Raw genomic sequence first — 25,697 nt, 5'->3', positions numbered from 1 at the left:
AACCGGATCCAAGTGGTGCAAAGACGCGAATTCATCCAGGCCGGCGGCGCAGTGCTCGCCGGCGCCACGCTGCACGCGGGCGCGCAACCGGCCGCCACGTTCGCCTCGCCCGCGCCGCTGGCGCCGATGCGGGCCACGCCGGACCGCATCATCGACATCAGCGTCTGCACGCGGCCCTTCCGCGCCGCCGGCCCGCGCATCGAAGCCGAGGAGCGCTTCGGCAAGACGATCGTCCACAACTACGGCCACGGCGGCAGCGGCTGGTCGCTCTCCTGGGGCTCGGCCAGGCTCGCGGTGGCGATGGCCCTGGCCACGCGCGAGAAGCGCCTGGCCGTGATCGGCTGCGGCGCGATCGGGCTCACGACCGCGCGCGTGGCCCAGCGCGCCGGACTGCGGGTGCGCATCTACTGCAAGGAGCGGCCGCCGGAGGTGCGCTCCTCGGCCGCCACCGGCGTGTGGTCGCCCGATTCGCGGCTGTGCGCGGCGGAGCACGCCACGCCGGCATTCGCGCGCCGCTGGGAGGCGATGGCGCGATCGTCGTTCCGCACCTACCAGTCGCTGCTCGGTCTGGCCGGCGATCCGGTGCGCTGGCACGACGGTTACGCGCTCTCGGACGTGCCGTTCGACCAGCCCGCGCCGCAGCCGCCGCACGACGGCGAGCCCGACTACCCCGACCTGGAGGCGCTGCTGGGCGACCTGCGGCCGCGGTCGGTGCCGTTGCGGCCGGGCGAGCATCCGTTCCGCGTGCCGCACGCGCGGCGCTACACGCAGCTGGTGTTCAACCTGCCGGGCTACTCGCGCCTGCTGCTGGACGACTTCTTCCGCGAAGGCGGCGAGATCGAGCAGCGCGAGTTCACCCATGCGCGCGAGCTCGCGGGGCTGGGGGAGCGCACGATCGTTCATGCGACCGGCTACGGCGCGCGAGCCCTGTTCGCCGACCGCAGCCTGGTGCCCGTGCGCGGGCAGACGGCCCGGCTGGTTCCGCAGTCTGAAGTGGACTACGGCATTGCCTGGCGCGGCCACAACATCCTGGTCGTGCCGCGCCGGGATGGCCTGCTCGTGCAGGCCCAGGGCGAGCACGACTGGAACAACGAGGACACGTCCGTCGACCGTGCGCTCACCGAGGGAGCCGTGGCGCGCCTCGCGTCGCTTTTCGCGCCGCCGGCCTGATGGCGGCGCCGTGGGGAGCGGGGGTGCCGGTGGCCGGATGCAGGCGCATGCGCTGCCCGCACCGGCTCACGGCGCGACGCCCGCGTCCAGGTCGCGCAGCACCGCGAGCATTTCCACCGGCAGCTCGCGCGCCAGGTAGCCCACCGGCCCGAGGCGCCGCGCCAGCCGGTCGCCGGCCTGCGCATGCAGCACCACGCCCCAGGCGCAGCCCTGCACCAGGCCGGCGCCGCGCGCGCACAGCCCGGCGATGGCCCCGGCCAGCGTGTCGCCCGAGCCGGAGGTCGCCAGCCCCGAGTTGCCGCCCTCGTGCAGCCACAGCGCGCCGTCCGGCGCCGCGATGACGGTCGCGGGGCCCTTGACGGCCACGACCGCGTTCCAGCGCTGCGCCGTCTCCACGGCCGCGCGCACCGGGTCCGCCAACACCTCGTCCTTCGTCAGGCCGGTGAGGTGCGCGACCTCGCCGGCATGCGGCGTGAGCAGCACGGGCTCGGCGAAGCGGCCCAGGTGCGGCGCGGCGTCCATCGCCAGCGCATCCAGCACCACGCGCCGGCCGGGCAGCAGCGGCGCGAGCGCGGCGACGAAGTCGCAAGTGGCCTGCGCGTCCATCAGGCCCGGGCCGACGAGCACGCAGCAGGCGGCCGACACCGCCTCTTCGAGCGCCGCGACGCCGGCCGGATCGAAGCCGCCTTCGCTCGTCTCGGGCAGCGAGATCACGCGCGCCTCCGGCAGCGCGAAGGCCATCTGCGCGGCCACCGAGCGGCCGGTGGCGACCGCCAGCTTGCCGGCCCCCGCGCGCAGCGCCGCCGTCGCGGCCAGCACCGCGGCGCCGGGCACCTCGCGGCTGCCCGCGATCACCAGCACCCGGCCGCGCGCTTCCTTGTCGACCGAGGCGGCCAGCGGTGGCAGCGGCCAGCCGCGCAGCGCGGCCGCGTCCAGGCGCCGGGGCGCGGCAGCCAGCGGGTCGTCAGGGCTTGGGCGCGGCCAGTGCATCGGGCTCCGTCGTGACGGGGGCGCCGGCCTGCCGCAGCGGCGCGACGAAATTGACCAGGTCGACCACCAGCCCGCCGGCATCCCGGTCGTGCTCGTACGACGTGACGCCGCAATTGGGCACGTCGGCCTGCCGGTCGAGCGCGAGGATCTCGTGCTCCTCCATGCATTCGAGCAGGTAGCGCATGCAGTTGACGATGACCTGGTGGGCGACCACGAGCACGCGCTGGCCGGCATGCTCGCGCGAGACCATCTCCACCACGCTGCGCAGCCGCAGGATCACGTCGCACCAGCTCTCGCCGCCCGGCGGCCGGAAGTAGAACTTGCCCACGTGCAGGCGCTGCTCGGCCAGTTCCGGGTACTTGTTGCGGATGCCCAGCACCGTCAGCCGGTCGAGCAGGCCGAACTCCTTCTCGCGCAGCCGCTCGTCCGTGCGCACCCGCACGTGGCGCGGATCCAGCCCCGCCGCCTCCATCAGGATGCGCGTGGTCTGGCGCGCCCGCACGTAGGGCGAGGTCAGCACCACCTCCGGCCGGCGGTCGGGCGGCAGCTGGCCGAACCAGTGGCCGAGCGCGTGCGACTGCTCACGGCCCAGCGGGGACAGCGGCACGTCGATGTCGCGCTCCGCGATGTCGATGACGTGCAGCCCCGCCGCTTCGGCGGCGTCGCGGGCCACGTTGCCGGCGCTCTGCCCGTGCCGGACGATCCACAGCGATCGGGGCCAGTCGTTCGTCACGGCGTGCGGGCCTCTTCGGCGGGGCGAAAGCCCAGCTTCTTCATCGCGGCCGCGGGCGACACGCTGCTGGCCGCGTAGCCGTCCCACGGCGCGTTGCCTTCGGCCAGCCGCTCGTGCACCGTGCGCACGGTCCACTCCGCGCCGCTGCGTAGCGCCGGCAGCTCCTCCCAGCGCACCGGCACTGAGATGCCCAGGCCCGGCCGCGCGCGTGCCGACCAGGCCGACACCGTGGTGGCGCCCAGGCCGTTGCGCAGGTAGTCGATGAAGATGCGGCCGACCCGGTTCTTCGGCCCGCTCTTGGCCACGAAGCGCTGCGGGATGGTGCGCGCCAGGTGGGTGACGATCGCCTGCGAGAAGTCCTTGACCGGATCCCAGCCGAACCTGGGCTTGAGCGGCACCACCACGTGCAGGCCCTTGCCGCCGCTGGTCTTGAGCCAGGCGGGCAGCCCGAGCTCCTCCAGGAAGGCGCGCACGAGCATCGCCGCCTCCTGCATGTGCGCCCAGGTCACGCCCTCGCCGGGGTCGAGGTCGAACGTCATGCGGTCGGGCGTGTCGCGGGCGCCGTCGACGGCATTCCAGGTGTGGAATTCGACGACGTTCATCTGTGCGGCCGACAGCAGGCCCTCGGGGCCGGCGACTTCCAGCATCGGCGGATGGCCGGGAAAGACGGCCGGGTCCAGCTGCACGACGCCGGGCATCTTGTAGCGGTCCAGGTGCTTCTGGAAGAACAGCTGGCCGCCGATGCCATCCGGTGCGCGCACCATCGCGATCGGCCGGCCGCGCAGGTGCTCCATCATCAGCGGCGCCACCAGCGCGTAGTAGCGCACGAGCTCGATCTTGGTGATGCCGCTCTCGGCATCGACCACGCGTTCGGGATTGCTCACGCGCAGCGTCGAAGGCAGCGCGGGCGGATCGGCCGGCGCCGCGGCCGCGGCCTTCGCCGCCCTGGTGCGCGCGCGCGCACCGCCCGCGGGCGCCGTAGACCGCGCGGGCGGGTGCTTGGCCTGCTCGCGGGTGATGGCCGACGCCGGCTTGTCCGCGCGCAGTCCGTGGAACACCGAGTGCCGGATGCGGCCCTCGCGCGTCCACTCGCCGAACGCGACTTCGGCCAGCAGCTGCGGCTGCACCCAGTGCGCGCCGCGCGGCACGCCGGCCGCGGAGGTGAACGGGCTCGCATCCGCCGCCAGCGCATCGAGGCGCTGGCGCAGGTCGCGCAGCGAGCGCTCGTTGAAGCCGGTGCCGACGTTGCCCGCGTACTGCAGCCGCCCCTGCGCGTCGTGCACACCCAGCAGCAGCGATCCGATGCCGGTGCGCGAGCCCTTGGGGTCGGTCCAGCCGGCGATCACGAATTCCTGCCGCTGCGTGCACTTGAGCTTGAGCCAGTCGGCCGAGCGGCGCGTCACGTAGGCCGAGTCGCGCCGCTTGGCGATCACGCCCTCCAGGCCGAGCTTGCAGGCCGAGGCCACGACGTCCTGCGGCCGGGCATCGAACACCTCCGAGAAGCGCACCTGCGGCTGGGGCTTGCGCTCCACGATCCGGCGCAGCACGGCGCGGCGATCCTGCAGCGTGGCCCGGCGCAGGTCATAGCCGGCGCAGTAGGGCAGGTCGAACAGGTAGTAGACGATGGCGGCGGTGCGCGAGGTGTCGAACGCGCCCTGCAGCGCCTGGAAGTCCGACGGCGACTGTTCGCCGGGCATGATGATCTCGCCGTCGTACCAGCCGTCGGGCAGCTCCATGGCCTCCAGCGCCTGGCGCAGCGCGGGCAGGCGGGGCGTCCAGTCGTTGCCGTTGCGGGTGACCAGCCGCACGCGGCCGCCTTCGGCGCGCGCCAGCATGCGGTAGCCGTCGAACTTGATCTCGTACAGCCAGTTGCCGTCGTCGGCCGGCGGTTCGCTGGCGAGCGTGGCCAGCTGCGGCTGCATCTGCTCGGGAAGCCCCGCGGGCACCGAGCCCGGCGGCGGGCCGGAGGCGGCCGCCTCGGCCGCGGGAGGGTCCGGGTCTGCCGCGGCGGCGACGGCAGCGGGGCGGTCGTCCAGCTCGGCCACGCTGTCGGCGTGCTCGTCGACGACGCTGTACTCGGCGGCCGGCCGCGCGAATTCGTCACGCTCCTTGATCAGCAGCCACGGGTCCTCGCGCTTGCCCTGGGCCCGGCCTTTCATGCGCACCAGCGTCCAGTGGCCGCGCAGCTTGTGCCCGCGCAGCTCGAACTTGAGCTTGCCGTCGCGAAAGCCCCGGTGCGGATCCTCCAGCGGGATCCAGGTGCCCTTGTCCCAGATGATCACCTTGCCCGCGCCGTAGTTGCCGGGCGGGATCGTGCCTTCGAACCGGTTGTAGGCGATCGGATGGTCCTCGGTGGGCATGGCCATCCGCTTGTCGTGCGGGTCGAAGCTGGGCCCCTTGGGGACGGCCCAGCTCTTCATCGTGCCGTCCAGCTCGAGCCGGAAGTCGTAGTGCAGCCGCGTGGCCCAGTGCTTCTGGATGACGAACGCCCGCTCGGCCTCGTTGGCCACGCCGCCCTCGGCGGGCTCGGGCGTGGCATCGAACCTGCGCTTGGCCCGGTAGGTTCTCAGCGCATCGGCGGGGGTCGGTCGGTCGTCGTCGGCCATGCAGGGCGGGAGGGCGGGGTTGCCCCCGCCCCGTGTCACGTGCGTTGCGTGGCGTCGCGCAGCATCTTGACCTGGTCGTGGTTGCGCTGCACGGCCTGCGCCTGCCGCTCCACCACCTGCTGCACCTGCGCGGGCAGCGGCTGCTTGAGCGCCTTGCGGTAGCGCGCCAGCGCGTTGTCCTCGCCGCGCTCGCACTCCTCCAGCACGGCGCGGTCGTCGTAGGTGGTGAGGGCCGAACGCACCGACACCCAGCCGCGGTGCATCGCGCCGAGCGCGCTGCCGCTGTCCCTGGGCGAGCCGCCCAGGGCGCGGATCTGCTCGTTCAGCTCCTCGGCGCCGCGCCGGCAGTCGTCGGCCCGCTGCAGGAACAGCGACTTCAGGTCCGGCCGCTTGGCCTGCTCGGCGCTCTCGCGGAAACCATACTCGCCGTCCTTGCAGCACTCGACCAGGTCCTGCAGCGCATCGATCACGTCGCCACGATCGCCGCTCATGTTGCCCGCGCTCTGGGCGGCGCCGACCATGCCGGCCACGCCGGTGTTGCGGTCGGCGGCCGGCTCCATGCGCGAGTCCATCGTGCCGTCGTTCATCGACATGGCCATGCCGCCGGGGCCGGCCGTCATCGTCGAGCCGCCCAGGGTGCTGCGCATCGTCGTGCCCGTGTCCGCCGTCGAGCGGGCGCCGAGGGCGGCGCCGGTGTCGCGGCCCAGGTCGCCCTGGTTGCGATAGCGGTCCCGCATCTGCCGGATCTGGTCGTGGTTGCGCTGCACGCCCTGGAACTGGCGCTCGACGATGCGCTGCACGTCGGCCGGCAGCGGTTGCTTGAGCGCCTTGCGGTAGCGCGCCACCGCGTTGTCCTCGCCGCGCTCGCATTCCTCGAGCACGGCCTTGTCGTCCTGGGTGCTCAGCGCCGACTTGACCGACACCCAGCCGCGGTGCATCGCACCCATGGCGCTGCCGCTGTCCTTGACCGTCCCGCCCAGGTTGCGGATCTGCTCGTTCAGTTCGTCGGCGCCGCGGCGGCAGTCCTGCGCGCGCTGCTGCAGGATGGACTTGAGCTCCGCGCTTTGCGCCTGCTCGGCGCTCTCGCGAAAGCCGTACTCGCCGTCCTTGCAGCACTCCACCAGGTCCTGCAGCGCGTCGATGACGTCGCCGCGGTCGCCGCTCATGTTGCCGGCGCTTTGGGCCGAGCCCACCAGGCCGGCGGCGCCCGTGTCGCGGCCCAGGCCGGCGCGGCTGCGCGCCATGTCCGTGCCGCCGCTCATGGCCATGGCGCTGCCCGTCGCGTTGCCGCGCGTGGTCTCCACGCGGTCCCAGGCCGCGCGGCTGGCCGGACGGGCCTGGTCCCAGCTGAGGCCGGAGCCGGCGCGCGCGTCGTCCCATTCGGACGCGAGGCGGGGCTCCGCCAGGTCCCAGTCGGTGTCGTGCTGCATGCGGCCGCGCACGCCGTGCATGTAGGCCGGACCGTAGTCGTCGAAGGTGCGGCCCTTCTCGTAGTAGGGCTCGCGCGTGTAGTTGTCGCGCCAGTGCGCCTCCTCGGCCGTGGGGTTCACCGCCTCGGCAGCGGCCTTGCCGGCCAGGCCGCCGACCACGGCGCCGATGACACCGCCGACCAGCGTGCCCACGGGGCCGCCGATGGTGCCCGCGGCCGCGCCGGCCACTGCCCCGCCGGCGGCGCCGACGCCGGTGCCCACCGGATGCGCACCGGGTTCGTCCGTCAACGGGTCACGGTTGAAGTCCCTGTCTTCCCTGTCTTCTGCTGCCATGGCGATGCTCTCCTTGGATGTGTGTCCTGATGCGGCCGGCGCGGCCGCGGCAAGACCCATCTTCCGGCGGGCGCTCCAAACTGGGCCGTCAGTCAAGCGTTGCACCGGGTGTAGGAAAACGGCGGCGCGGTCCCGATGCGCGATTTCGGGCGCCGCACAGCTGGTCGCTGATCCGTCCTACAGCCCCGCGAAGCCGGTGCGCGCACGCTCGCCTTCCATCGCACAATCGTTGTCATGCAGCCGCTTCGCCTTGCCTGCCGCCGCCTCGCCGCCAGCCTGCTGCTGGGGCTGGCCGCTGCGTGGCTGCCGCTCGGGGCGTGGGCCGATGGCGGCGAGCTGCGCGCGCGCTACGCGCAGCTGCGCGACGAGTTGCGGCCCAACGAATTCGGGCACGCGTTGCACGTCGACTCCACCGAGGAAAAGAACCGGCTCACCGGCGACGTCTTCGCGGTGCTGGACCATCCGTTCGCCACGGTCTCCGCGGCGCTGAAGGACCCGGTGCACTGGTGCGACATCCTGATCCTGCCGTTCAACACCAAGTACTGCCACGCCATCACCGCCGACGACGGGCCGGCCCTCTTGCTTCGCATCGGTCGCAAGTACGACCAGCCGCTGGCGCAGACCTTCAAGCTGCAGTTCGCCTGGCGCAACGTCGATGCCGCCAGCGACCACTTCGAGGCGAGGATGAATGCGCGCAACGGCCCGATGGGCACGCACGACTACCGGATCGTGATCGCGGCGGTGCCCATCGACTCGGGCCGGACCTTCCTGCGGCTGACGTATTCGTACGGCTTCGGCTTCACCGGCCGGGTGGCGATGCAGGCCTACCTGGGGAGCGTGGGCGCGGACAAGGTCGGCTTCACCGTCGTCGGGCGCGACGCGAAGGGCAAGCCGGAGTACATCCGGGGCGTTCGAGGGGCCATCGAGCGCACCTCGATGCGCTACTACCTGGCCATCGACGCCTACATGGAGTCGCTGTCGGCGCCGGCCGCCCAGCAGGCCGAGAAGCGGATCCAGGTCTGGTTCAACGCCAGCGAGCACTATGCGACCCAGCTGCACGAGATGGACCGCCCGACCTACGTCGCGATGAAGCGCGAGGAGATCGAGCGCCAGCAGAAGCTGATCGACTGAGGCCTGAAGGACAAAGGGCCGGCACCTCGCGGCGCCGGCCCCTTGTTTCCGCTGCCTGCTCTATTTGAGGCCGGCCGCTGCACGCAGCGCTTGGGCCGTGTGGTGACCGCATCACCTCGCTGCGCGAGATGAGCGGTCCCCCAAGTCTGCCGAACCGCTACGCGGTTGCCGGCCTCATTTGAGGCCGGCCGCTGCACGCAGCGCTTGGGCCGTGTGGTGACCGCATCACCTCGCTGCGCGAGATGAGCGGTCCCCCAAGTCTGCCGAACCGCTACGCGGTTGCCGGCCTCATTTGAGGCCGGCCGCTGCACGCAGCGCGGCAGCCTTGTCCGTCTTTTCCCAGCTGAACTCGGGCTCCTCGCGGCCGAAGTGGCCGTAGGCGGCGGTCTTCTCGTAGATCGGGCGCAGCAGGTCCAGCATCTGGACGATGCCCTTGGGGCGCAGGTCGAAGTGCTCGTTCACCAGCGCGGCGATCTTCTCGTCCGGGATGGCGCCGGTGCCTTCGGTGTAGACCGTCACGTTCATCGGCTTGGCCACGCCGATGGCGTAGGCGACCTGGATCTGGCACTGGCGCGCCAGGCCCGCGGCGACGATGTTCTTGGCCACGTAGCGGGCGGCGTAGGCCGCCGAGCGGTCCACCTTGGACGGGTCCTTGCCCGAGAAGGCGCCGCCGCCGTGCGGGCAGGCGCCGCCGTAGGTGTCGACGATGATCTTGCGGCCGGTGAGGCCGCAGTCGCCCTGCGGGCCGCCGATGACGAAACGGCCGGTGGGGTTGATCAGGTAGCGCGTGTCCTTCAGCCACTCCTTGGGCAGCACGGGCTTGATGATCTCCTCGATCACCGCCTCGACGAACGAGGGCTTCATCTTGTGGCCATCGCTCTGCTCGGGACTGTGCTGCGTCGACAGCACCACGGTGTCGATGCTGTGCGGCTTGCCGTCGACGTAGCGCATCGTGACCTGGCTCTTGGCGTCCGGGCGCAGGAACGGCAGCCGGCCGTCCTTGCGCAGCTGCGCCTGGCGCTCCACGAGGCGGTGGGCATAGTAGATCGGCGCGGGCATCAGCACGGGGGTCTCGTCGCACGCGTAGCCGAACATCAGGCCCTGGTCGCCGGCGCCGGTGTTCAGGTGGTCGTCGCTCGCGTGGTCGACCCCCTGGGCGATGTCGTTGGACTGCTTGTCGTACGCCACCAGCACCGCGCAACCCTTGTAGTCGATGCCGTACTCGGTGTTGTCGTAGCCGATGCGCTTGATGGTGTCGCGCGCGACCTGGATGTAGTCCACGTGCGCGTTGGTGGTGATCTCGCCGGCCAGCACGACGAGGCCGGTGTTGGTCAGCGTCTCGGCGGCCACGCGGCTGCGCGGGTCCTGCTGGAAGATCGCGTCCAGGATCGCATCGGAGATCTGGTCCGCCACCTTGTCCGGATGGCCCTCCGACACCGATTCGGAGGTGAAGAGGAAGTCGTTCGCCATTTGAATAAACTCCAGCGGTTCGGTTGCAAGGCGCGTTGCCTTGGCCGGAGCTTCGGGCGAACGCTTTAGCAGAATTTTTTTTACGTCGCCCCGCAAGTAGTTCAGTAACTCGGCGACGACCCGATTTTAATTCAAGCCTCGTGACCACACTGTTCCGCGTGCTGGCCGTGCTGCCGCTGGCGCTCCTCCACGCGATCGGCTGGGCCCTCGGCTGGCTGGCCTTCCTGGCCTCGCCCACCTACCGGCAGCGCTTCCTGGCCAACGCCCGCCAGGCCGGCTATGCCTTTGCCGAGGTGCGCGGGGCCGTGGCCGCCGCGGGCCGGCTGGTGGCCGAGGTGCCGCGGTTGTGGTTCGGCCGGCCGACGCGCATCGAATGGTCGGGCGAGCACCTCATCGACGAAGCCCTGGCCGCCGGCCGGGGCATCGTGTTCCTCACGCCGCACCTGGGCTGCTTCGAGGCGACCGCCCAGGGGTACGCGCAGCGCTACGGTCCCATCACCGTGCTGTACCGGCCGGCGCGCAAGGCCTGGCTGCGTCCGCTGGTCGACGGCGCGCGCCGGCGGCACAACCTGTTCACGGCGCCCACCACGCTGTCGGGCGTCAAGCAGATGCTCAAGGCCCTGCAGGCGGGCCAGGCCGTGGGCCTGCTGCCCGACCAGGTGCCGCCCAACGGGCTGGGCCTGTGGGCGCCGTTTTTCGGCCGGCCGGCCTACACGATGACGCTGTCGGCGCGGCTCGCACGGCAGGCGGGCGCGGTGGTGCTGCTGGCCTGGGGCGAGCGGCTCGCGCACGGGCGCGGCTACCGCATCCGGCTGCGCCCCTGGACGGGCGAACTGGCCGCCGAGGCCGGGCGCGCCGCCGAGCAGGTCAACGGGGCGATGGAATCGCTCATCCGGGAATGCCCGGCCCAGTACCTGTGGGGCTACGCCCGCTACAAGACGCCGCGGGAGGCCACCTGATGTTCAGCCGGCTGGGCGTCCTGGCGATGCGCCTGATGGCACCGCTGCCGCTGTCGTGGGTGCGCGCCCTGGGCTGGGCGCTCGGCTGGGTGCTCTTCCTGGTCGTGCCCGCGCGGCGGCACGTGGTGCGCGTGAACCTGGACCTGTGCTTCCCGCACTGGACCGAGGCGCAGCGGCGCGCGGTGGTGCCGCGCGTGTTCATCGCGTTCGCGCAGGCGTGGCTCGATCGCAGCTGGATCTGGCACGGCACGCCCCAGCAGGTGCGCGCGCGCGTGCGGCTGACCGGCGCGCTGGCGGAGCTGCAGGGCAACGAGCCGACGGTGATCTTCTGGCCGCACTTCGTGGGCATGGACGCGGGCTGGACCGCCCTCACGCTGGACAACCCGCGGCCGTTCATGACCATCTACACGCACCAGAAGAACCGGGTGGTGGACGCCTGGATCCGCAAGGGCCGCGAGCGGTTCGGCAACGTGCGGCTGTTCCAGCGCGCCGACGGCGTGAAGGCGGTGGTGAGCAAGCTGCGCGAAGGCGTGCCCCTGTGCCTGCTGCCGGACATGAACTTCGGCGCCGAGGAATCGATCTTCGTGCCGTTCTACGGCGTGCCCGCGGCCACCGTGCCGTCGCTCTCGCGCTTCGCGCGCCTGGGCCGGGCCAAGGTGGTGCCGCTGCTCACGCGCATCACGCCGCAGGGCTACGACGTGCAGGTGCTTCCCGCCTGGCGCGACTTCCCGACCGACGACCTCGAGGCCGACACCGCGCTGATGAACGAGCGGCTGCAGGACTACATCGACGGCATGCCGGAGCAGTACTACTGGGTGCACAAGCGCTTCAAGTCGCGCCCGCCCGGCGCGCGGCCGGTCTACTGACGGCGCTCTAGGCCGGCCGCGCCAGGAAGGCGCCCAGCCGCTCGGCCACGAACTGCGGCCGTTCGTGCACGATCCAGTGCGTCGCGCCCGCGACGCGCTCGAGCGTCAGGTCGGGGATGAACTGCTCCAGGCCGTCGACCAGCGCGGGCGGCAGCGCGGCGTCCTCCATCCCCCACAGCACCAGTGTCGGCAACGCGATGGTGAGCATCTCCGGCGGCAGCGTGACCGCGGCGGCGGCGGGGTCCTCCGGCCGCGGCGGGCGCAGCGGCGAGGCGCGGTAGTAGTTGCAGCCGCCGGTCAGCCCCGCACCGGGCGGCCCGCCCGCCGGGCCGTTCCACACCTCGCGGTACTGCTGCCGGACCGGCTCGGTCAGCCAGTCGGCGCCGCCCCAGCCGGTGAAGAAACCCCACAGGCGCTGGTAGTCGTTCTCGGCCAGCAGCCGCTCGGCGTCGGGCCGGATCAGGAAGTTCATGTATGCGCTGGACTGCTGCTGGGCGGGGTTGTCGCGCAGCTCGCGCAGGAACGTGCCCGGGTGCGGCGAGTTGATGATCGCCAGCCGCCGGGCCAGTTGCGGCAGCTGGTTGGCCAGGTTCCACGCCACGGCGCCGCCCCAGTCGTGCGCCACCAGGCATTCCAGGCGCCCGCCTTCGCTGGCGATCAGCGCCGCGATGTCCTGCACCAGGTGCTTGGCCCGGTAGGCACTCACCTCCGCGGGCGCACTGGAGCGCTCGAAGCCGCGCAGGTTGGGGGCCACGCACCGGTAGCCGCCGTGCTGCGGCTGCGCGAACTGCTCGAGCAGCTCGTCCCACACGAACGCGGCCTCGGGAAAGCCGTGCAGGAACAGCAGCACCGGCCGCCCGCGCGCGCCGGCGGCCCGGCAGCTGAGCGTGATGCCGTGCGGCAGCGGCTGCAGCCAGGTCTCGATCACGCGCCGGCCTCCGGGTGCGTCCACTGCCACAGCAGCAGGGCGGTCTCGGCCACGCCCTGGCGCTTGAGGGCCGAGAACAGCTTGACCTCGCCGCCGGCCGTCTGCAGCCGGGCGATCGACAGCGCCTTGGCCGCCTCGCTGCGGGTGAGCTTGTCGGCCTTGGTCAGCAGCACCAGCAGCTTCAGGCCCTGCTCGACGCGCGGCCGGATCACTTCCAGCAGGACGTCGTCCAGCTCGGTCAGTCCGAGCCGCGGGTCGGTGAGCAGGACGACCCCGCGCAGGTTCGGCCGGCTCACGAGGTAGTTGGCCATCACCTGCTGCCAGCGCAGCTTGTCCTGCTTGGGCACGGCGGCGTAGCCGTAGCCGGGCAAGTCGGCCAGCACGGCGTCGGTGATGCCCTGCTTGCCCAGGGAGAACAGGTTGATGCTCTGGGTGCGGCCGGGCGTCTTGGAGGCGAACGCCAGGCGCTTTTGCTGCGTGAGCGTGTTGATGCAGGTGGACTTGCCGGCGTTGGAGCGCCCCACGAAGGCGATTTCGGGGTGCTCGTGCGGCGGCAGGAACTCCAGCTTGGGGGCGGTGGTGAGGAAGCGGGCCGTGTGCATCCACGCGACGGCCGCATCGGCCGGGCTCGGGTGGGGGGCGCCGGCGCCCGGTGTTGCGGTCATGCGATGGATCCCGACTCGGTCGGTGGCTGAAGGGCGCATTGTAGAATCGTGCGGTTTTGCGCCCAAGAACTCCGAAGACGCTCATGAAGTTGCTCGCTTCCCTGCTGACGGCGGCCCTGATCGGCCTGCCCGCGCTCGATTCCCTGGCCCAGGCCCCCGCGGCCGAAAAGCCTGCGGCTGCCGCAGCCAAGCCCGCGGGCGAAGCCAAGCCCGCCGGCGAGGCCAAGGCGCAGCAGCCCGCCAAGCCGGACCTGGCGCAGGGCGAGTCCAAGTTCACCGCCGTCTGCGTGGCCTGCCACGGCGCCGGCGGCAACTCGGGCATCCCGGCCAACCCCAAGCTGGCGCAGCAGCACCCCGAATACATCATCAAGCAGCTGCAGGAGTTCAAGGCCGGCAAGCGGCAGAACGCCGTCATGCAGGGCTTCGCGGCCCAGCTGAGCGACGCCGACATGCGCAACATCGGCTACTACGTCGCCTCCAACAAGGCCAAGGAAGGCTTTGCCAAGGACAAGGAACTGGTCACGATGGGCGAGAAGATCTACCGCGGCGGCATCGCCGACCGCCAGATCGCCGCCTGCGCCGGTTGCCACAGCCCCAACGGCGCCGGCATCCCGGCCCAGTACCCGCGCCTGTCCGGCCAGCATGCCGACTACACCGTCGCCCAGCTCACGGCGTTCCGCGACGGCGTGCGCAAGAACAGTCCGCAGATGGCGCAAGTGGCGGCCAAGCTCAACGACCGCGAGATCCGCGCCGTGGCCGACTACATCGCCGGCTTGCGCTAGATCAGCACCGGGCGCCGCGCAGGGAACCTCCCGGGCGGTCGCCGACTCTACAGTCAGGCGGGATCTTCGGACCCCGCCTTTTTCATTTTTCAAGGATGACCGTTTCCACCCAGGGCCTGCGCATCGCGACGCCGTCCCACCGCCTGCGCGCCGCGGTGGAACTGCTGTCGTCGATGCGGTTCGCGATCTCGCTGCTGACCGTCATCTGCATCGCCTCGGTGATCGGCACCGTGCTGCGCCAGGGGGAGCCGGCGGCCAACTACGTCAACCAGTTCGGCCCGTTCTGGGCCCAGCTGTTCCTGGCGCTCAAGCTCAACGCCGTCTACAGCGCCTGGTGGTTCCTGCTGATCCTGGCGTTCCTGGTCACCAGCACCTCGCTGTGCATCGCGCGCAACGCGCCGAAGATCGTCGCCGACCTGCGCAGCAGCAAGGAGAACCTGCGCGAGCAGAGCCTCAAGGCGTTCCACCACCGCGCGCAGGCCGGCCTCGCCGAGGCGCCGGAGGCGGCGGCGCGCCGCATCGGCGGCGCCCTGGCCCAAGCCGGCTGGAAGGTGAAGCTGCAGCAGCGCAGCACCGCGGCGGGCGAGGGCTGGATGGTGGCTGCCCGCGCGGGCGCGGCCAACAAGCTCGGCTACCTGGCTGCCCACGGCGCGATCGTGCTGGTGTGCCTGGGCGGCCTGTTCGACGGCGACCTGATCGTGCGCGCGCAGATGCTGCTGGGCGGCAAGACGCCCTACACGGGCGGCGGCATGATCGCCGACGTCAAGCCCGAGCACCGCCTGCCGCCGGGCAACCCGACCTTCCGCGGCAACGTGCTGGTGGCCGAGGGCACGCAATCGGGCACGGCCATCCTGAACCAGTCGGACGGCATCCTGCTGCAGGACCTGCCGTTCACCATCGAGCTGAAGAAATTCATCGTGGAGTACTACTCCACCGGCATGCCCAAGCTGTTCGCCAGCGACATCGTGATCCACGACCGCGAGACCGGCGAGGCGGTGCCGGCGCGCGTCGAGGTGAACCATCCCGCCCGCTGGCGCGGCGTCGAGATCTACCAATCCAGCTTCGACGACGGCGGCTCGAGCGTGAAGCTGGCGGCGGTGCCGATCAACGGCGCCGCCCGCCCGTTCGAAGTGCAGGGGGTGATCGGCGGCAACTCGCAACTCGCCCGCGGCGAAGGCGAGAAGGCCGACAAGATGACGATCGAATACACGGGCCTGCGTGTCATCAACGTCGAGAACATGGCCGAGGCCAGCCGCAGCGGCGCCGACCCGCGCAAGGTGGACCTGCAGCAGTCGCTCGGCCAGCACCTCGGCGCGGCCAACCGGACCGCCAGCCGCAAGGACCTGCGCAACATCGGCCCGAGCATCAGCTACAAGCTGCGCGACGCGGCCGGCCAGGCGCGCGAGTTCAACAACTACATGCTCCCGGTCGAGATGGGCGAGGGCGTGCCGGTCTTCCTGCTCGGCATGCGCGAGAACCCGGGCGAGGCGTTCCGCTACCTGCGCGTGCCGGCCGACGACCAGGGCAGCCTGGACGGCTTCGTGCGCCTGAAGGCGGCGTTGGCCGACCCGGCCCTGCGCGCGGAGGCGGTGCGCCGCTATGCCGCCAAGGCCACGGACCCGGCGCGTCCGGCGGTGGCCGAACAACTGGCCGCTTCCGCCGGCCAGGCGCTGGCCCTGTATGCCGGCGACACCGCGGCCGGCGGCAAGGGCGCGGGCCTGTCCGCCGTCTCCGATTACCTGGAGGCGCGCGTGCCCGAGGCCGAGCGCAATCGCGCCGGCGAAGTGGTGGTGCGCATCCTGGGCGGCGTGCTGTACGAGCTGGCGCAGCTCACGCGCGAGCGGGCGGGCCTCCAGCCGATGGACGGCGGCGAGCGCAGCCAGGCCTTCATGGCCCAGGCCATCGTGGCCCTGAGCGACTCGTTCCTCTATCCGGCGCCGATGTCGTTCCAGCTCAAGGACTTCCAGCAGGTGCAGGCCAGCGTGTTCCAGGTCACGCGATCCCCCGGCAAGAACGTTGTCTACCTGGGGTGCGCTTTGCTCATCCTTGGCGTTTTTGCGATGCTCTATATCCGCGAGCGCCGCCTGTGGGTCTGGCTCGGCCCGGCCGCCGCGGGCACGAGCGCCGCCACGATGGCCCTGTCGGCCAACCGCGAGACACTGGACGTCGAGCGCGAGTTCGAGCGCCTGCGCCACCAATTGCTGGGATCCTGATGAACACTGCCACCCAAACGATCACGCTCAACGAAGGCTTCCTGTCGCGGCGGCGTCCCCTCGACTGGGTGTTCGCGCTGCTGGTGCTGGCCGGCGGCCTGTTCGCATTCGGCCGCTACGCGGCCCACATGGACGTGTACGAGAAGGGCATCCTGCTCGCCGCCATGCCGGCGGCGGTCTGGCTCGGCTGGTTCTGGCGGCCGTTGCAGGGCCTGATGGTCACCGTGGCCGCGCTGTCGCTGCTGGCCATCGGCTCCTACCAGGGGTCGCTGGCACGCGCCGACGACGTCTTCTGGCTCAAGTACTTCCTGTCCAGCCAGTCGGCCATCCTCTGGATGAGCGTGCTGTTTTTCATGAGCACGGCCTTCTACTGGATCGGCATGTTCTCGGGCGGCCAGGCCGCGACCATGGAGCGCATCGGCTCGCGCATGGCCTGGGTGGCGGTCACCATGGCCCTGGTGGGCACCATGGTGCGCTGGTGGGAGAGCTACCTCGTCGGTCCGGACATCGGCCACATCCCGGTGAGCAACCTGTACGAGGTGTTCGTCCTCTTCTGCTGGCTTACCGCGCTGTTCTACCTGTACTTCGAGGCGCAGTACAACACGCGCTCGCTCGGCGCCTTCGTCCTGCTGGTCGTCAGCGCCGCGGTCGGTTTCCTGCTCTGGTACACGGTCGTGCGCGAGGCGCAGGAGATCCAGCCGCTGGTGCCCGCGCTCAAGAGCTGGTGGATGAAGCTGCACGTGCCGGCCAACTTCATCGGCTACGGCACCTTCGCGCTGTCGGCGATGGTCGCCTTCGCCTACCTGATCAAGCAGCAGGCCGGCGAGACGCACTGGTGGAAGCTCGCGCCGCTGTGGCTGCTGGGCATCGTGCTGTGCTTCGAGCCGGTCGTGTTCCGCAAGAGCCTGGAGAGCGGCGGCAGCTACTGGGTCGTCTACTTCGGCGTCGCCGCTCTGATCGTCGGCGGCATCCTGGCGGCGCGCCGCCACATCGCCACCCGCCTGCCCCCGCTGGAGGTGCTGGACGACGTGATGTACAAGGCCATCGCCGTCGGCTTCGCGTTCTTCACCATCGCCACCGTCCTCGGCGCGCTGTGGGCGGCCGAGGCCTGGGGCGGCTACTGGAGCTGGGACCCCAAGGAAACCTGGGCGCTGATCGTCTGGCTCAATTACGCGGCCTGGCTGCACATGCGCCTGATGAAGGGCCTGCGCGGCACGGTCTCGGCCTGGTGGGCGCTGGTGGGCCTGGTGGTCACCACATTCGCCTTCCTGGGCGTCAACATGTTCCTGTCGGGATTGCACAGTTACGGCACGCTGTGAATCCACCGTGACGTCCCGGCGCGTACTCCGTCCCATGCGCAACCTGCCAGCCAGGAGGATTCCATGCTGATCAAGACCGGCCGCGACGGCTTCACCCACGCGATTTCCAGCGAGATCACGCCCGAGGCGGTGTACCGGCAGCGCCGGGACATCATCCGCCTGATGGCCGGCGGCGCCGCCGGGGCCGCGCTCGCGTCCTGGGCCGGGCGCCAGGCGCTGGCGCAGCAGCAGCGGCCCGGCAAGCTGGCGGCGCTGCCCGCCGTGAAATCGACGGTGCCCGGGGCGGTGTCCATGGACAAGGTCACCGAGTACAAGGACGCGACCGGCTACAACAACTACTACGAGTTCGGCACCGACAAGTCGGACCCGGCGCGCAATGCGCACACGCTCAGGACCACGCCCTGGACGGTGGAGGTCGAGGGGCTGGTGAAGAAGCCGGGCCGCTATGCGATCGAGGACCTGCTCAAGCTCTCCGCACAGGAGGAGCGCATCTACCGCCTGCGCTGCGTCGAAGGCTGGTCGATGGTGATCCCGTGGGTGGGGTACTCGTTCTCCAAACTGGCCGAGAAGGTCGAGCCGGCCGGCAATGCCAAGTTCGTCGAGTTCGTCACCCTGGCGGACCCCAAGACCATGCCGTACGTCGGCTCGCGCGTGCTGGACTGGCCGTATGTGGAGGGCCTGCGCCTGGACGAGGCGATGCATCCGCTGACGCTGCTGGCCTTCGGCATGTACGGCGAGGTGCTCCCCAACCAGAACGGCGCGCCGGTGCGGCTGGTGGTGCCCTGGAAGTACGGCTTCAAGAGCGCCAAGAGCCTGGTGAAGATCCGCTTCACCGACCACGAGCCGAAGACCGCCTGGAACAAGGCCGCCGCCAACGAGTACGGCTTCTATTCCAACGTCAACCCGAACGTGGACCATCCGCGCTGGAGCCAGGCCACCGAGCGGCGCATCGGCGAGGACGGCCTCTTTGCCAGGAAGCGCAAGACGTTGATGTTCAACGGCTACGAGGCCCAGGTCGGGCAGCTCTATGCCGGCATGGACCTGAAGAAGAACTACTGATGGCCGGGCCCGCACCGCGCGGGCGGCGCGTGATCTGGCTGCATCCCGCCGCCAAGCCCGCCCTGTTCATCCTGTCGCTGCTGCCGTTCGCGTGGCTGTTCTACGGCGCGCTGGCCGACCAGCTCGGCGCCAACCCCGCCGAGCACCTGATCCGCGCCCTGGGCGACTGGACGCTGCGCTTCCTGTGCCTCACGCTGGCCGTGACGCCCGTGCGCACGACCTTCAACCAGCCCGCGCTGGCCAGGTTCCGCCGCATGCTGGGCCTGTTCACGTACTTCTACGCGTTCTGGCACCTGGTGGGCTATGCCTGGTTCGACATGGGGCTGGACTTCGGCGAGATCACGCGCGACATCGCCAAGCGGCCCTTCATCCTGGTGGGGTTCTCGGCGTTCCTGCTGCTGACGCCGCTGGCCGCCACCTCGTTCAACCGCGCCATCCGGGCACTGGGCGCCGCCCGCTGGCAGGCGTTGCACCGCGCCGTCTACGGCGTGGCGGGGCTGGCGATCCTGCACTTCTTCTGGATGCGTGCCGGCAAGCACGATTTCGCCGAGGTGGCGGTCTATGCGGCCATCCTCGGCGTGCTGCTCGGCTGGCGGGTGTGGCGGCGCCTGCGCACCCCCGCGCTGCGGCCGCAGCGCGGCTAGGCGGTCAGGGGACCAGGCGCTCGCCGCGCATCAGGTCGGCGACTTGCTCGCGCTCGCGGATCAGGTGGGCCTGCTCGCCGTCGACCAGCACCTCGGCCGCGCGCGGGCGGGTGTTGTAGTTGCTGGCCATGCTCATGCAATAGGCGCCGGTGGACAGCACCGCCAGCAGGTCGCCGGGCTGCACCGCCAGTTCGCGGTCGCGGCCGATCCAGTCGCCGCTCTCGCAGATCGGGCCGACGACGTCGTACACCGCGGGCTGGGCCTCCTTGCCGCGCGGCGAAACCGGCTCGATGCCGTGGAACGCCTGGTACATGGCGGGCCGCGGCAGGTCGTTCATGGCCGCGTCGACGATGCAGAAGTTCTTCTGCTCGCCCGGCTTGAGGTACAGGACCTCGGTCACGCACAGGCCGGCATTGCCCACCAGCGAGCGCCCGGGCTCGATCATCAATTCGCGGTCGCCGTAGCCGCGCGCGTCCAGCTTGCGCAGCAGTTGCGCCCACAGCGCGTCGGCCGCCGGCGGCTGGTCGCCGCGGTAGTCGATGCCGAGGCCGCCGCCGAAGTCGATGTGCTGCAGCCGGATGCCCTCGGCTTCCACCGCGGCGACCAGGTCGAGGATGCGGTCCATCGCATCGAGGTAGGGCGCGCTGTCGGTGATCTGCGAGCCGATGTGGCAGTCGATGCCCACCACGCGCAGGTGGGGCAGGGCGGCCGCGCGCCGGTAGGCGGCCAGCGCCGCGTCGTGCGAGATGCCGAACTTGTTGCCCTTCAGGCCCGTGGAGATGTAAGGATGGGTCTTGGGGTCCACGTCCGGGTTCACGCGCAGGCTGACCGGCGCCTTGTGGCCGATCGCACCGGCGACGCCGTCGAGGACCTCGAGCTCGGCCTCGCTCTCGACGTTGAAGCAGCCGATGCCGGCCTGCAGCGCGTTGGCCATCTCGTCGGGCGTCTTGCCCACGCCCGAGAAGATGATGTCGGCGGGTTTGCCGCCGGCGGCGAGCACGCGCTGCAGTTCGCCGCCCGAGACGATGTCGAAGCCGCAGCCCGCCTGCGCGAACACCTGCAGCACGCCGAGCGACGAATTGGCCTTCATCGCGTAGCAGATCTTCGATTTGCGGCCGCGCAGGCCGCGCTGGTAGGCGCCGAGCGCGTCGAGCATCGACGCCTTGGAGTAGACGAACAGGGGCGTGCCGTAGCGGCGCGCGAGGTCGGCGACGCGCAGCTGCTCGACGTGCAGCTGCCCGTCCTGCCAGTGGACGTGCGGGTGGCCTGGGTGGGTCATGGTCAGCGCACCGGGTTGGCCGTGCCGGCGCCGGAGCTGCCGGGCGGCGGGTTGTCGGTTGCGGGTGGGGTGGGGTTGGTGGGCGTGCCGGGGACCAGGATCTGCGGCAAGGTGGGGCGGCCGGCGGCAGCCGGGTCGGTGGGCAGGTACAGCGGACCGCGCTGGCCGCAACCTGCCACGGCCGCCAGGGTCACTGCCGCCAGCAGGCCACGGCCGGGAAGGCCGCTGCATAGAATCCGGACGACTTCGAACATCGCAAAATTGTAATGACCGACCTCGAGTACATGGACCATGCCGAAGCGCTGCTGCGCGAGGTCGAGGCCAGCTGCGACCGCATCAACGACAGCACCGATGCGGACATCGACAGCCAGCGGGTCGGCGGGATGGTCACGCTCACCTTCCGCAACGGCACCCAGATCATCATCAACCTGCAGAAACCCCTCCACGAGGTGTGGCTCGCCGCCAAGGCAGGAGGTTTCCACTATCGCTTCGACGGCCAGCGCTGGATGGACACCAAGGGCGAGGGCGAGTTCTTCGCCGGCCTCAGCCGCCACGCCTCCAGCCAGGCGGGCGCTGCGCTGCGGTTCGGCGGCTAGTTGCGGAACAGGTCGAGGATGCTGCGGCGTTCCTCGGCCGGGCGCGACGGCGGCAGGCCGTCCGAGTTCATCAGGCTCTTGTCCGTCGGCGACCCCGGCGTGCCCTGGCCCGTTCCCGTGCCCGGCCGCGCGGTGGCAGGCGCCGTGGGCGTGGCCGGCACGGCGCCCGCGGGGGCGCCCGGCACCGGGTCGCCCGCGGCGGCGCTGTTCAGGCCGAGGCTGCTCACGCCGGAGCCGGGGGCGTACTCCTCGAAGTACCACTCGCCGCCCACGTTCACCACGCCGGCCGGCGCGGTCGGCACCGCTTCGGGCACGCCCTTGAGCGCGGTCTGCATGAAGTCGATCCACACCGGCAGGCTCATGCTGCCGCCGGTCTCGCGGTCGCCCAGCGGCTTGGGGTTGTCGTAGCCCATCCAGACGATGCCCACCAGTGAGGGGTGGAAGCCGTTGAACCAGGTGTCGATGGAATCGTTGGTGGTGCCGGTCTTGCCGTACAGGTCGGGCCGCTTGAGCAGCCGCTGCGCGGCCGCGGCCGTGCCCGAGCGGGCGACCTCGTTGAGCAGCCGGTCCATGATGAACGCGTTGCGCGAATCGATCGCCCGCATGGCCTCGGTGGGCAGCGGCGGCTGCGTCTCCACGATCACCTTGCCCTTGTGGTCGGTGATCTTGCTGATCAGCCACGGGTTGACGCGGTAGCCGCCGTTGGCGAACACCGCGTAGCCGGTGGCCATCTGCATCGGCGTGACCGAGCCGGCGCCCAGCGCCATCGTCAGGTAGGCCGGGTGCTTCTCGGCCTCGAAGCCGAAGCGCGTGATCCAGTCCTGCGCGTTCTGCGTGCCCACGGCCTGCAGGATGCGGATGGAGACCATGTTCTTCGACTTGGCCAGGGCCTGGTGCAGCGGCATCGGGCCCTCGAACTTGCCGTCGTAGTTCTTCGGCTCCCAAGGCTGGCCGCCGGTGACGCCGGCGTCGAAGAACAGCGGCGCGTCGTTGACGATGGTCGAGGGCGTGAAGCCCTTCTCGAGCGCGGCCGAATAGATGAACGGCTTGAAGCCCGAGCCGGGCTGGCGCCACGCCTGGGTGACGTGGTTGAACTTGTTCTTGTAGAAGTCAAAGCCGCCCACCAGCGCGTGGATGGCGCCGCTGCGCGGGTCGATGGCCACGAACGCGCCCTCCACCTCGGGCAGCTGGGTGATCTCCCAGGCCTTCTTGGTGGCGTTGAACATCACGCGGATCACGGCGCCGGGGCGGATGCGCGTCTTGGGCGGCGCCTTCTCGGACAGGCCGGACTGCGCGGCGCGCAGGCCTTCGCCCACGATCTCGAAGCGCTCGGCGTTCTGGCGCACCGCGACGATCTTCTTCGGGCCGGCCTCCAGCACCACGGCGGACATCACGTCGCCGTTGTCCGGGTGGTCGCCCAGCGCGTCGTCGATCGCGTCCTCCAGGTCCTTGCGGTCGGCCGGCAGCTCGATGAACTCCTCGGGGCCGCGGTAGATCTGGCGCTTCTCGTAGTCCATGATGCCCTTGCGCAGGGCCTTGTACGCGGCCTCCTGCTGCACGGCGTTGATGGTGGTCACCACGTTGATGCCGCGCGTGTAGGCGTCCTCGCCGTACTGGGCGAAGACCAGCTGGCGCGCCGTCTCGGCGATGTATTCGGCGTGCGAGCGGCCGTGGTCGTTGGCGGGGCGGACCTTGATGTCCTGGCGCTTGGCTGCCTCGGCCTGCCCGGGCGTGATGAAGCCGTTCTCCTCCATCCGCTCGATGATGTACAGCTGGCGCGAGCGGGCCCGGGTCGGGTTGGCGATCGGGTTGTTGCCCGAGGGCGACTTCGGCAGCCCGGCCAGCATCGCCGCCTCGGCCACGGTGATGTCCTTGAGCGGCTTGCCGAAATAGGTCTCGCACGCCGCGGCGAAGCCATAGGCCCGGTTCCCCAGATAGATCTGGTTCATGTAGATCTCGAGGATCTGGTCCTTGGTGAGCAGGTGCTCCAGCTTGAAGGTCAGCAGGACCTCGTACAGCTTGCGCGTGAACGTCTTTTCCGACGACAGGTAGACGTTGCGGGCCACCTGCATCGTGATGGTCGAGGCGCCCTGGCTCTTGACCCGGCCCAGGTTGGCGACGGCCGCGCGCGCGAGGCCGCGGTAGTCGACGCCGCTGTGCGAATAGAAGCGCGAGTCCTCGATCGCCAGCACCGCGTTCTTCATCACCGCCGGGATCTCGGCGATCGGGGTCAGGTTGCGGCGCTCCTCGCCGAACTCGCCCAGCAGCACGCCGTCGGCCGACCACACCCGCATGGGCAGCTTGGGCCGGTAGTCCGACAGCTCGGAGATGTCCGGCAGGTTGGGGTAGGCGACCGCCAGGGCGACCCCGGCAATGATCACCAGCGAGACGGCGCCGGCCAGCGCGCCGCCGCCCAGCCAGAGCAGCGCGCGGCTCAGCCGCCGCTTCCAGGAGGCCCCTTCGTTGGCGCGCGGGCGCTTGGCGGCTTTGTCGTCGGAGGGGGTGTCAGAGGGCATAAGGATGGGGGGCTTGAAGCCCGGCGGCAATTATAAAAATCGCCCTCCGCAGGAACGGATGGGGTCGGGGGCCGCCCGGCGGTCGATGCTGACGGACGGCCGGCGGGGATGCGGTCGAGCTTGCGCACGACCGCGCAAGCTCGTCGGTTTTTGGCAACGTTTGCTGCGGTTGCGTGGGGAAAAATCCTTTGGGCGACAAGGATGTTACTGCTAGCATTGAAGTGGAATCTTAAGTTTGTGACGGCCTGAAACGTTTGGGCGGGAGACCAAGTTGATCTCTTTGGGATCGTTGTTGAGCCGGCAACCGGCACCCCTGTTGGGGATGGACATCAGCTCATCCAGCGTCAAGCTGGTCGAGCTCGGCCGTGACAGCTCCGGGGCCTACGTGCTGGAGCGGTGCGCGATCGAGCAACTCGAGCGTGGCTGGATCACGGACGGCAACGTCGAGAAATTCGACGAGGTCGCCGAAGCCATCCGGCGGCTGCTCAAGAAGAGCGGAACCCGGACCCGGAACGTCGCCATGGCGCTGCCGCCCTCGGCGGTCATCACCAAGAAGATCATCCTGCCGGGCGGCATGTCCGAGCAGGAGCTCGAGGTCCAGGTGGAGACCGAGGCGAACCAGTACATCCCGTTCTCGCTCGACGAAGTGAGCCTGGACTTCTGTGTCGTCGGCCCGAGCCCGACGTCCTCCGGCGACGTCGAGGTCCTCATCGCGGCCTCCCGCAAGGAGAAGGTGCAGGACCGCCAGGGCCTGGCCGAGGCCGCGGGCCTGAAGCCCGTGATCATCGATGTCGAATCCTATTCGTCGCGCCTGGCGGCCGGCCGCCTGATCCAGGGCCTTCCCAACGGCGGGGTGGACGGCATGGTCGCCCTGTTCGAGGTCGGTGCCTTCACCACCAGCATGCAGGTGATCCGCAACGACGAGGTCCTCTACGACCGCGACCAGGCCTTCGGCGGCGCCCAGCTCACCCAGCTGATCGTGCGCCAGTACGGCTTCTCGCCCGAGGAGGCCGAATCCAAGAAGCGCAGCGGCGAGTTGCCGGACGACTACGAGTCCACGGTGCTCCGGCCGTTCGTCGACAGCATGGCCCAGGAAGTGGCGCGGGCGCTGCAGTTCTTCTTCACCAGCACGCCGCACAACCGCGTCGACCACATCATGCTCGCGGGCGGCTCGGCCGCGCTGCCGGGCCTGAACGAGGCCGTGACGGCGCAGACGTCCTTCCCCTGCGCGCTGGCCAACCCGTTCGAGGGCATGCTGATCGGCGAGAACGTGCGCGAGAAGCGCATGCGCCGCGAGGCGCCTTCGTACCTCACCTCGTGCGGACTGGCCATGCGGAGGTTCCTGCAGTGATCCTGATCAACCTGCTGCCCCACCGCGAGGCCGCGCGCAAGCGCAAACGCGAGGCGTTCTTCGTGTCCCTGGGCGTCGCCGGCCTGTGCGGCGGCGTCATCGCTGGTGCCACGTTCCTCTGGTACCAGGCCCAGATCTCCGGCCAGCAGAGCAAGAACCAGCTGCTGCAGACCGAGATCACCAAGCTGGAGGGGCAGATCAAGGAGATCTCCACCCTGCAGCAGGAGATCGCCGCGCTGCGCGCCCGCCAGCAGGCGGTGGAAGACCTGCAGGCCGACCGCAACATGCCCGTGCACCTGCTCAACGAGCTGGTGCGCCAGCTGCCCGACGGCGTCTACATCAGCAGCCTCAAGCAGGACAACCAGGTCGTCACCGTGCAGGGCAGCGCCCAGTCGAACGAGCGCGTGTCCGAGCTGCTGCGCAACCTGGGCAACAACAGCCCGTGGCTCACCAAGCCCGAGCTGGTCGAGATCGTTGCCGGCTCGGTGGCCCTCGGCCCGCGCGACCAGCGCCGGGTCTCCAACTTCAGCATGCGCGTGCGGCTGCTTCGCTCCAGCGAAGTGCAGATGGCCACGGGCGCCTCGCCGGCCGCTTCGGGGGCGCCGGTCCCGGCGGCGGCCTCCGCCTCGGCCTCGACCCCCGCGAACAAGACCTGAC

21 protein-coding genes and 2 pseudogenes are annotated in these 25,697 nt (G+C 70.6%); 12 read left to right on the top strand and 11 right to left on the bottom strand.

The window, feature by feature from the left end:
- The first annotated feature begins 15 nt into the window (after nt 1–15).
- The gene (locus tag AC3ANR_RS18095) at nt 16–1,170 is read left to right on the top strand and encodes an FAD-dependent oxidoreductase (RefSeq protein ID WP_488289494.1); all 1,155 of its coding nucleotides are present in this window, start codon (nt 16–18) and stop codon (nt 1,168–1,170) included.
- A 66-nt stretch (nt 1,171–1,236) separates the two neighbouring features.
- Here the strand turns inward: AC3ANR_RS18095 and AC3ANR_RS18090 are convergent, their stop codons facing one another.
- From AC3ANR_RS18090 to AC3ANR_RS18070, 5 genes and pseudogenes are all read right to left on the bottom strand, one after another.
- Entirely contained in the window at nt 1,237–2,160 is a 924-nt protein-coding gene (locus AC3ANR_RS18090; protein ID WP_488289493.1) for an NAD(P)H-hydrate dehydratase, read from the bottom strand.
- Complete coding sequence (locus tag AC3ANR_RS18085; RefSeq protein WP_488289492.1) at nt 2,135–2,893, bottom strand: histidine phosphatase family protein; 759 nt, start codon at nt 2,891–2,893, stop codon at nt 2,135–2,137. Before AC3ANR_RS18085 ends, AC3ANR_RS18090 begins: the two co-directional genes overlap by 26 nt.
- Nucleotides 2,890–5,499, bottom strand: a complete 2,610-nt coding sequence (gene ligD / locus AC3ANR_RS18080) for a DNA ligase D (protein ID WP_488289491.1) — start codon at nt 5,497–5,499, stop codon at nt 2,890–2,892. The genes AC3ANR_RS18085 and ligD overlap by 4 nt, the downstream gene beginning before the upstream one ends.
- Nucleotides 5,500–5,534: 35 nt before the next feature.
- Nucleotides 5,535–5,912, bottom strand: a pseudogene (locus tag AC3ANR_RS18075) (ferritin-like domain-containing protein); the annotation flags it as partial.
- A gap of 306 nt (nt 5,913–6,218) precedes the next feature.
- Nucleotides 6,219–7,262 (bottom strand): annotated as a pseudogene (locus AC3ANR_RS18070) (ferritin-like domain-containing protein); the annotation flags it as partial.
- Nucleotides 7,263–7,496: 234 nt separating this feature from the next.
- Between AC3ANR_RS18070 and AC3ANR_RS18065 the strand changes: the two are divergent.
- Nucleotides 7,497–8,393 carry a hypothetical protein gene (locus AC3ANR_RS18065; RefSeq protein ID WP_488289490.1) on the top strand — a complete coding sequence of 299 codons (897 nt, stop codon included), beginning with the start codon at nt 7,497–7,499 and terminating at the stop codon, nt 8,391–8,393.
- A gap of 288 nt (nt 8,394–8,681) precedes the next feature.
- On the opposite strand, the gene metK is transcribed toward AC3ANR_RS18065, so the two are convergent.
- The gene (gene metK, locus AC3ANR_RS18060; RefSeq protein WP_488289489.1) at nt 8,682–9,863 is read right to left on the bottom strand and encodes a methionine adenosyltransferase; all 1,182 of its coding nucleotides are present in this window, start codon (nt 9,861–9,863) and stop codon (nt 8,682–8,684) included.
- 140 nt (nt 9,864–10,003) lie between these two features.
- On the opposite strand from metK, the gene AC3ANR_RS18055 reads away from it, so the two are divergent.
- Both AC3ANR_RS18055 and AC3ANR_RS18050 read left to right on the top strand, forming a co-directional pair.
- Nucleotides 10,004–10,822 carry a lysophospholipid acyltransferase family protein gene (locus AC3ANR_RS18055; protein WP_488289488.1) on the top strand — a complete coding sequence of 273 codons (819 nt, stop codon included), beginning with the start codon at nt 10,004–10,006 and terminating at the stop codon, nt 10,820–10,822.
- A complete protein-coding gene (locus tag AC3ANR_RS18050) occupies nt 10,822–11,688 on the top strand; it encodes an LpxL/LpxP family acyltransferase (protein ID WP_488289487.1) in 867 nt (288 codons plus the stop codon). The genes AC3ANR_RS18055 and AC3ANR_RS18050 overlap by 1 nt, the downstream gene beginning before the upstream one ends.
- A 7-nt stretch (nt 11,689–11,695) precedes the next feature.
- Here the strand turns inward: AC3ANR_RS18050 and AC3ANR_RS18045 are convergent, their stop codons facing one another.
- Together AC3ANR_RS18045 and yihA are read right to left on the bottom strand one after the other, a co-directional pair.
- The gene (locus AC3ANR_RS18045) at nt 11,696–12,616 is read right to left on the bottom strand and encodes an alpha/beta fold hydrolase (protein WP_488289486.1); all 921 of its coding nucleotides are present in this window, start codon (nt 12,614–12,616) and stop codon (nt 11,696–11,698) included.
- A complete protein-coding gene (gene yihA, locus AC3ANR_RS18040; protein WP_488289485.1) occupies nt 12,613–13,281 on the bottom strand; it encodes a ribosome biogenesis GTP-binding protein YihA/YsxC in 669 nt (222 codons plus the stop codon). The genes AC3ANR_RS18045 and yihA overlap by 4 nt, the downstream gene beginning before the upstream one ends.
- A gap of 83 nt (nt 13,282–13,364) precedes the next feature.
- Between yihA and AC3ANR_RS18035 the strand changes: the two genes are divergently transcribed.
- The 5 genes from AC3ANR_RS18035 to msrQ all read left to right on the top strand — a co-directional run bounded on the left by AC3ANR_RS18035 (nt 13,365) and on the right by msrQ (nt 19,298).
- Nucleotides 13,365–14,063 carry a c-type cytochrome gene (locus tag AC3ANR_RS18035; RefSeq protein ID WP_488289484.1) on the top strand — a complete coding sequence of 233 codons (699 nt, stop codon included), beginning with the start codon at nt 13,365–13,367 and terminating at the stop codon, nt 14,061–14,063.
- Nucleotides 14,064–14,158: 95 nt separating this feature from the next.
- Nucleotides 14,159–16,276, top strand: a complete 2,118-nt coding sequence (locus AC3ANR_RS18030; RefSeq protein ID WP_488289483.1) for a cytochrome c biogenesis protein ResB — start codon at nt 14,159–14,161, stop codon at nt 16,274–16,276.
- On the top strand, nt 16,276–17,595 hold the full coding sequence (gene ccsB / locus AC3ANR_RS18025; protein WP_488289482.1) for a c-type cytochrome biogenesis protein CcsB: 1,320 nt from the start codon (nt 16,276–16,278) through the stop codon (nt 17,593–17,595). The genes AC3ANR_RS18030 and ccsB overlap by 1 nt, the downstream gene beginning before the upstream one ends.
- 63 nt (nt 17,596–17,658) lie before the next feature.
- Nucleotides 17,659–18,654: a protein-methionine-sulfoxide reductase catalytic subunit MsrP gene (msrP, locus tag AC3ANR_RS18020; protein WP_488289481.1), complete on the top strand. Its 996-nt coding sequence runs from the start codon at nt 17,659–17,661 to the stop codon at nt 18,652–18,654.
- A complete protein-coding gene (gene msrQ, locus AC3ANR_RS18015; protein ID WP_488289480.1) occupies nt 18,654–19,298 on the top strand; it encodes a protein-methionine-sulfoxide reductase heme-binding subunit MsrQ in 645 nt (214 codons plus the stop codon). The genes msrP and msrQ overlap by 1 nt, the downstream gene beginning before the upstream one ends.
- A gap of 4 nt (nt 19,299–19,302) precedes the next feature.
- On the opposite strand, the gene lysA is transcribed toward msrQ, so the two are convergent.
- The gene (gene lysA, locus AC3ANR_RS18010) at nt 19,303–20,577 is read right to left on the bottom strand and encodes a diaminopimelate decarboxylase (protein ID WP_488289479.1); all 1,275 of its coding nucleotides are present in this window, start codon (nt 20,575–20,577) and stop codon (nt 19,303–19,305) included.
- Between the two features lie 2 nt (nt 20,578–20,579).
- Nucleotides 20,580–20,831 carry an LPS translocon maturation chaperone LptM gene (gene lptM / locus AC3ANR_RS18005; RefSeq protein WP_488289478.1) on the bottom strand — a complete coding sequence of 84 codons (252 nt, stop codon included), beginning with the start codon at nt 20,829–20,831 and terminating at the stop codon, nt 20,580–20,582.
- Between the two features lie 12 nt (nt 20,832–20,843).
- Here lptM and cyaY point away from each other — a divergent pair, with 12 nt between their 5' ends.
- Nucleotides 20,844–21,173: an iron donor protein CyaY gene (gene cyaY, locus AC3ANR_RS18000; protein WP_488289477.1), complete on the top strand. Its 330-nt coding sequence runs from the start codon at nt 20,844–20,846 to the stop codon at nt 21,171–21,173.
- Here cyaY and AC3ANR_RS17995 read toward each other — a convergent pair.
- Nucleotides 21,170–23,689: a penicillin-binding protein 1A gene (locus tag AC3ANR_RS17995; RefSeq protein ID WP_488289476.1), complete on the bottom strand. Its 2,520-nt coding sequence runs from the start codon at nt 23,687–23,689 to the stop codon at nt 21,170–21,172. The two genes, cyaY and AC3ANR_RS17995, sit on opposite strands and share 4 nt — an antisense overlap.
- A gap of 271 nt (nt 23,690–23,960) precedes the next feature.
- Here AC3ANR_RS17995 and AC3ANR_RS17990 point away from each other — a divergent pair, with 271 nt between their 5' ends.
- Together AC3ANR_RS17990 and AC3ANR_RS17985 are read left to right on the top strand one after the other, a co-directional pair.
- Entirely contained in the window at nt 23,961–25,040 is a 1,080-nt protein-coding gene (locus AC3ANR_RS17990; protein ID WP_488289475.1) for a pilus assembly protein PilM, read from the top strand.
- Nucleotides 25,037–25,696 (top strand): PilN domain-containing protein, encoded by a 660-nt coding sequence (locus AC3ANR_RS17985; RefSeq protein WP_488289474.1) that lies wholly within the window; start codon nt 25,037–25,039, stop codon nt 25,694–25,696. Before AC3ANR_RS17990 ends, AC3ANR_RS17985 begins: the two co-directional genes overlap by 4 nt.
- Nucleotide 25,697: the final 1 nt, after the last annotated feature.

The organism is Ramlibacter sp. JJN2-2R, from assembly GCF_057747835.1.
This window is presented reverse-complemented; position numbering and strand designations above follow the sequence as displayed.

What these genes read in the sequence shown, in the direction of transcription:
- AC3ANR_RS18090 (WP_488289493.1), bottom strand. Translation starts at nt 2,160, where the DNA reads ATGCACTGGCCGCGCCCAAGCCCTGACGACCCGCTGGCTGCCGCGCCC.
- ligD (WP_488289491.1), bottom strand. Translation starts at nt 5,499, where the DNA reads ATGGCCGACGACGACCGACCGACCCCCGCCGATGCGCTGAGAACCTAC.
- AC3ANR_RS18065 (WP_488289490.1), top strand. Translation starts at nt 7,497, where the DNA reads ATGCAGCCGCTTCGCCTTGCCTGCCGCCGCCTCGCCGCCAGCCTGCTG.
- metK (WP_488289489.1), bottom strand. Translation starts at nt 9,863, where the DNA reads ATGGCGAACGACTTCCTCTTCACCTCCGAATCGGTGTCGGAGGGCCAT.
- AC3ANR_RS18050 (WP_488289487.1), top strand. Translation starts at nt 10,822, where the DNA reads ATGTTCAGCCGGCTGGGCGTCCTGGCGATGCGCCTGATGGCACCGCTG.
- yihA (WP_488289485.1), bottom strand. Translation starts at nt 13,281, where the DNA reads ATGACCGCAACACCGGGCGCCGGCGCCCCCCACCCGAGCCCGGCCGAT.
- AC3ANR_RS18035 (WP_488289484.1), top strand. Translation starts at nt 13,365, where the DNA reads ATGAAGTTGCTCGCTTCCCTGCTGACGGCGGCCCTGATCGGCCTGCCC.
- AC3ANR_RS18030 (WP_488289483.1), top strand. Translation starts at nt 14,159, where the DNA reads ATGACCGTTTCCACCCAGGGCCTGCGCATCGCGACGCCGTCCCACCGC.
- ccsB (WP_488289482.1), top strand. Translation starts at nt 16,276, where the DNA reads ATGAACACTGCCACCCAAACGATCACGCTCAACGAAGGCTTCCTGTCG.
- msrP (WP_488289481.1), top strand. Translation starts at nt 17,659, where the DNA reads ATGCTGATCAAGACCGGCCGCGACGGCTTCACCCACGCGATTTCCAGC.
- msrQ (WP_488289480.1), top strand. Translation starts at nt 18,654, where the DNA reads ATGGCCGGGCCCGCACCGCGCGGGCGGCGCGTGATCTGGCTGCATCCC.
- lysA (WP_488289479.1), bottom strand. Translation starts at nt 20,577, where the DNA reads ATGACCCACCCAGGCCACCCGCACGTCCACTGGCAGGACGGGCAGCTG.
- lptM (WP_488289478.1), bottom strand. Translation starts at nt 20,831, where the DNA reads ATGTTCGAAGTCGTCCGGATTCTATGCAGCGGCCTTCCCGGCCGTGGC.
- cyaY (WP_488289477.1), top strand. Translation starts at nt 20,844, where the DNA reads ATGACCGACCTCGAGTACATGGACCATGCCGAAGCGCTGCTGCGCGAG.
- AC3ANR_RS17995 (WP_488289476.1), bottom strand. Translation starts at nt 23,689, where the DNA reads ATGCCCTCTGACACCCCCTCCGACGACAAAGCCGCCAAGCGCCCGCGC.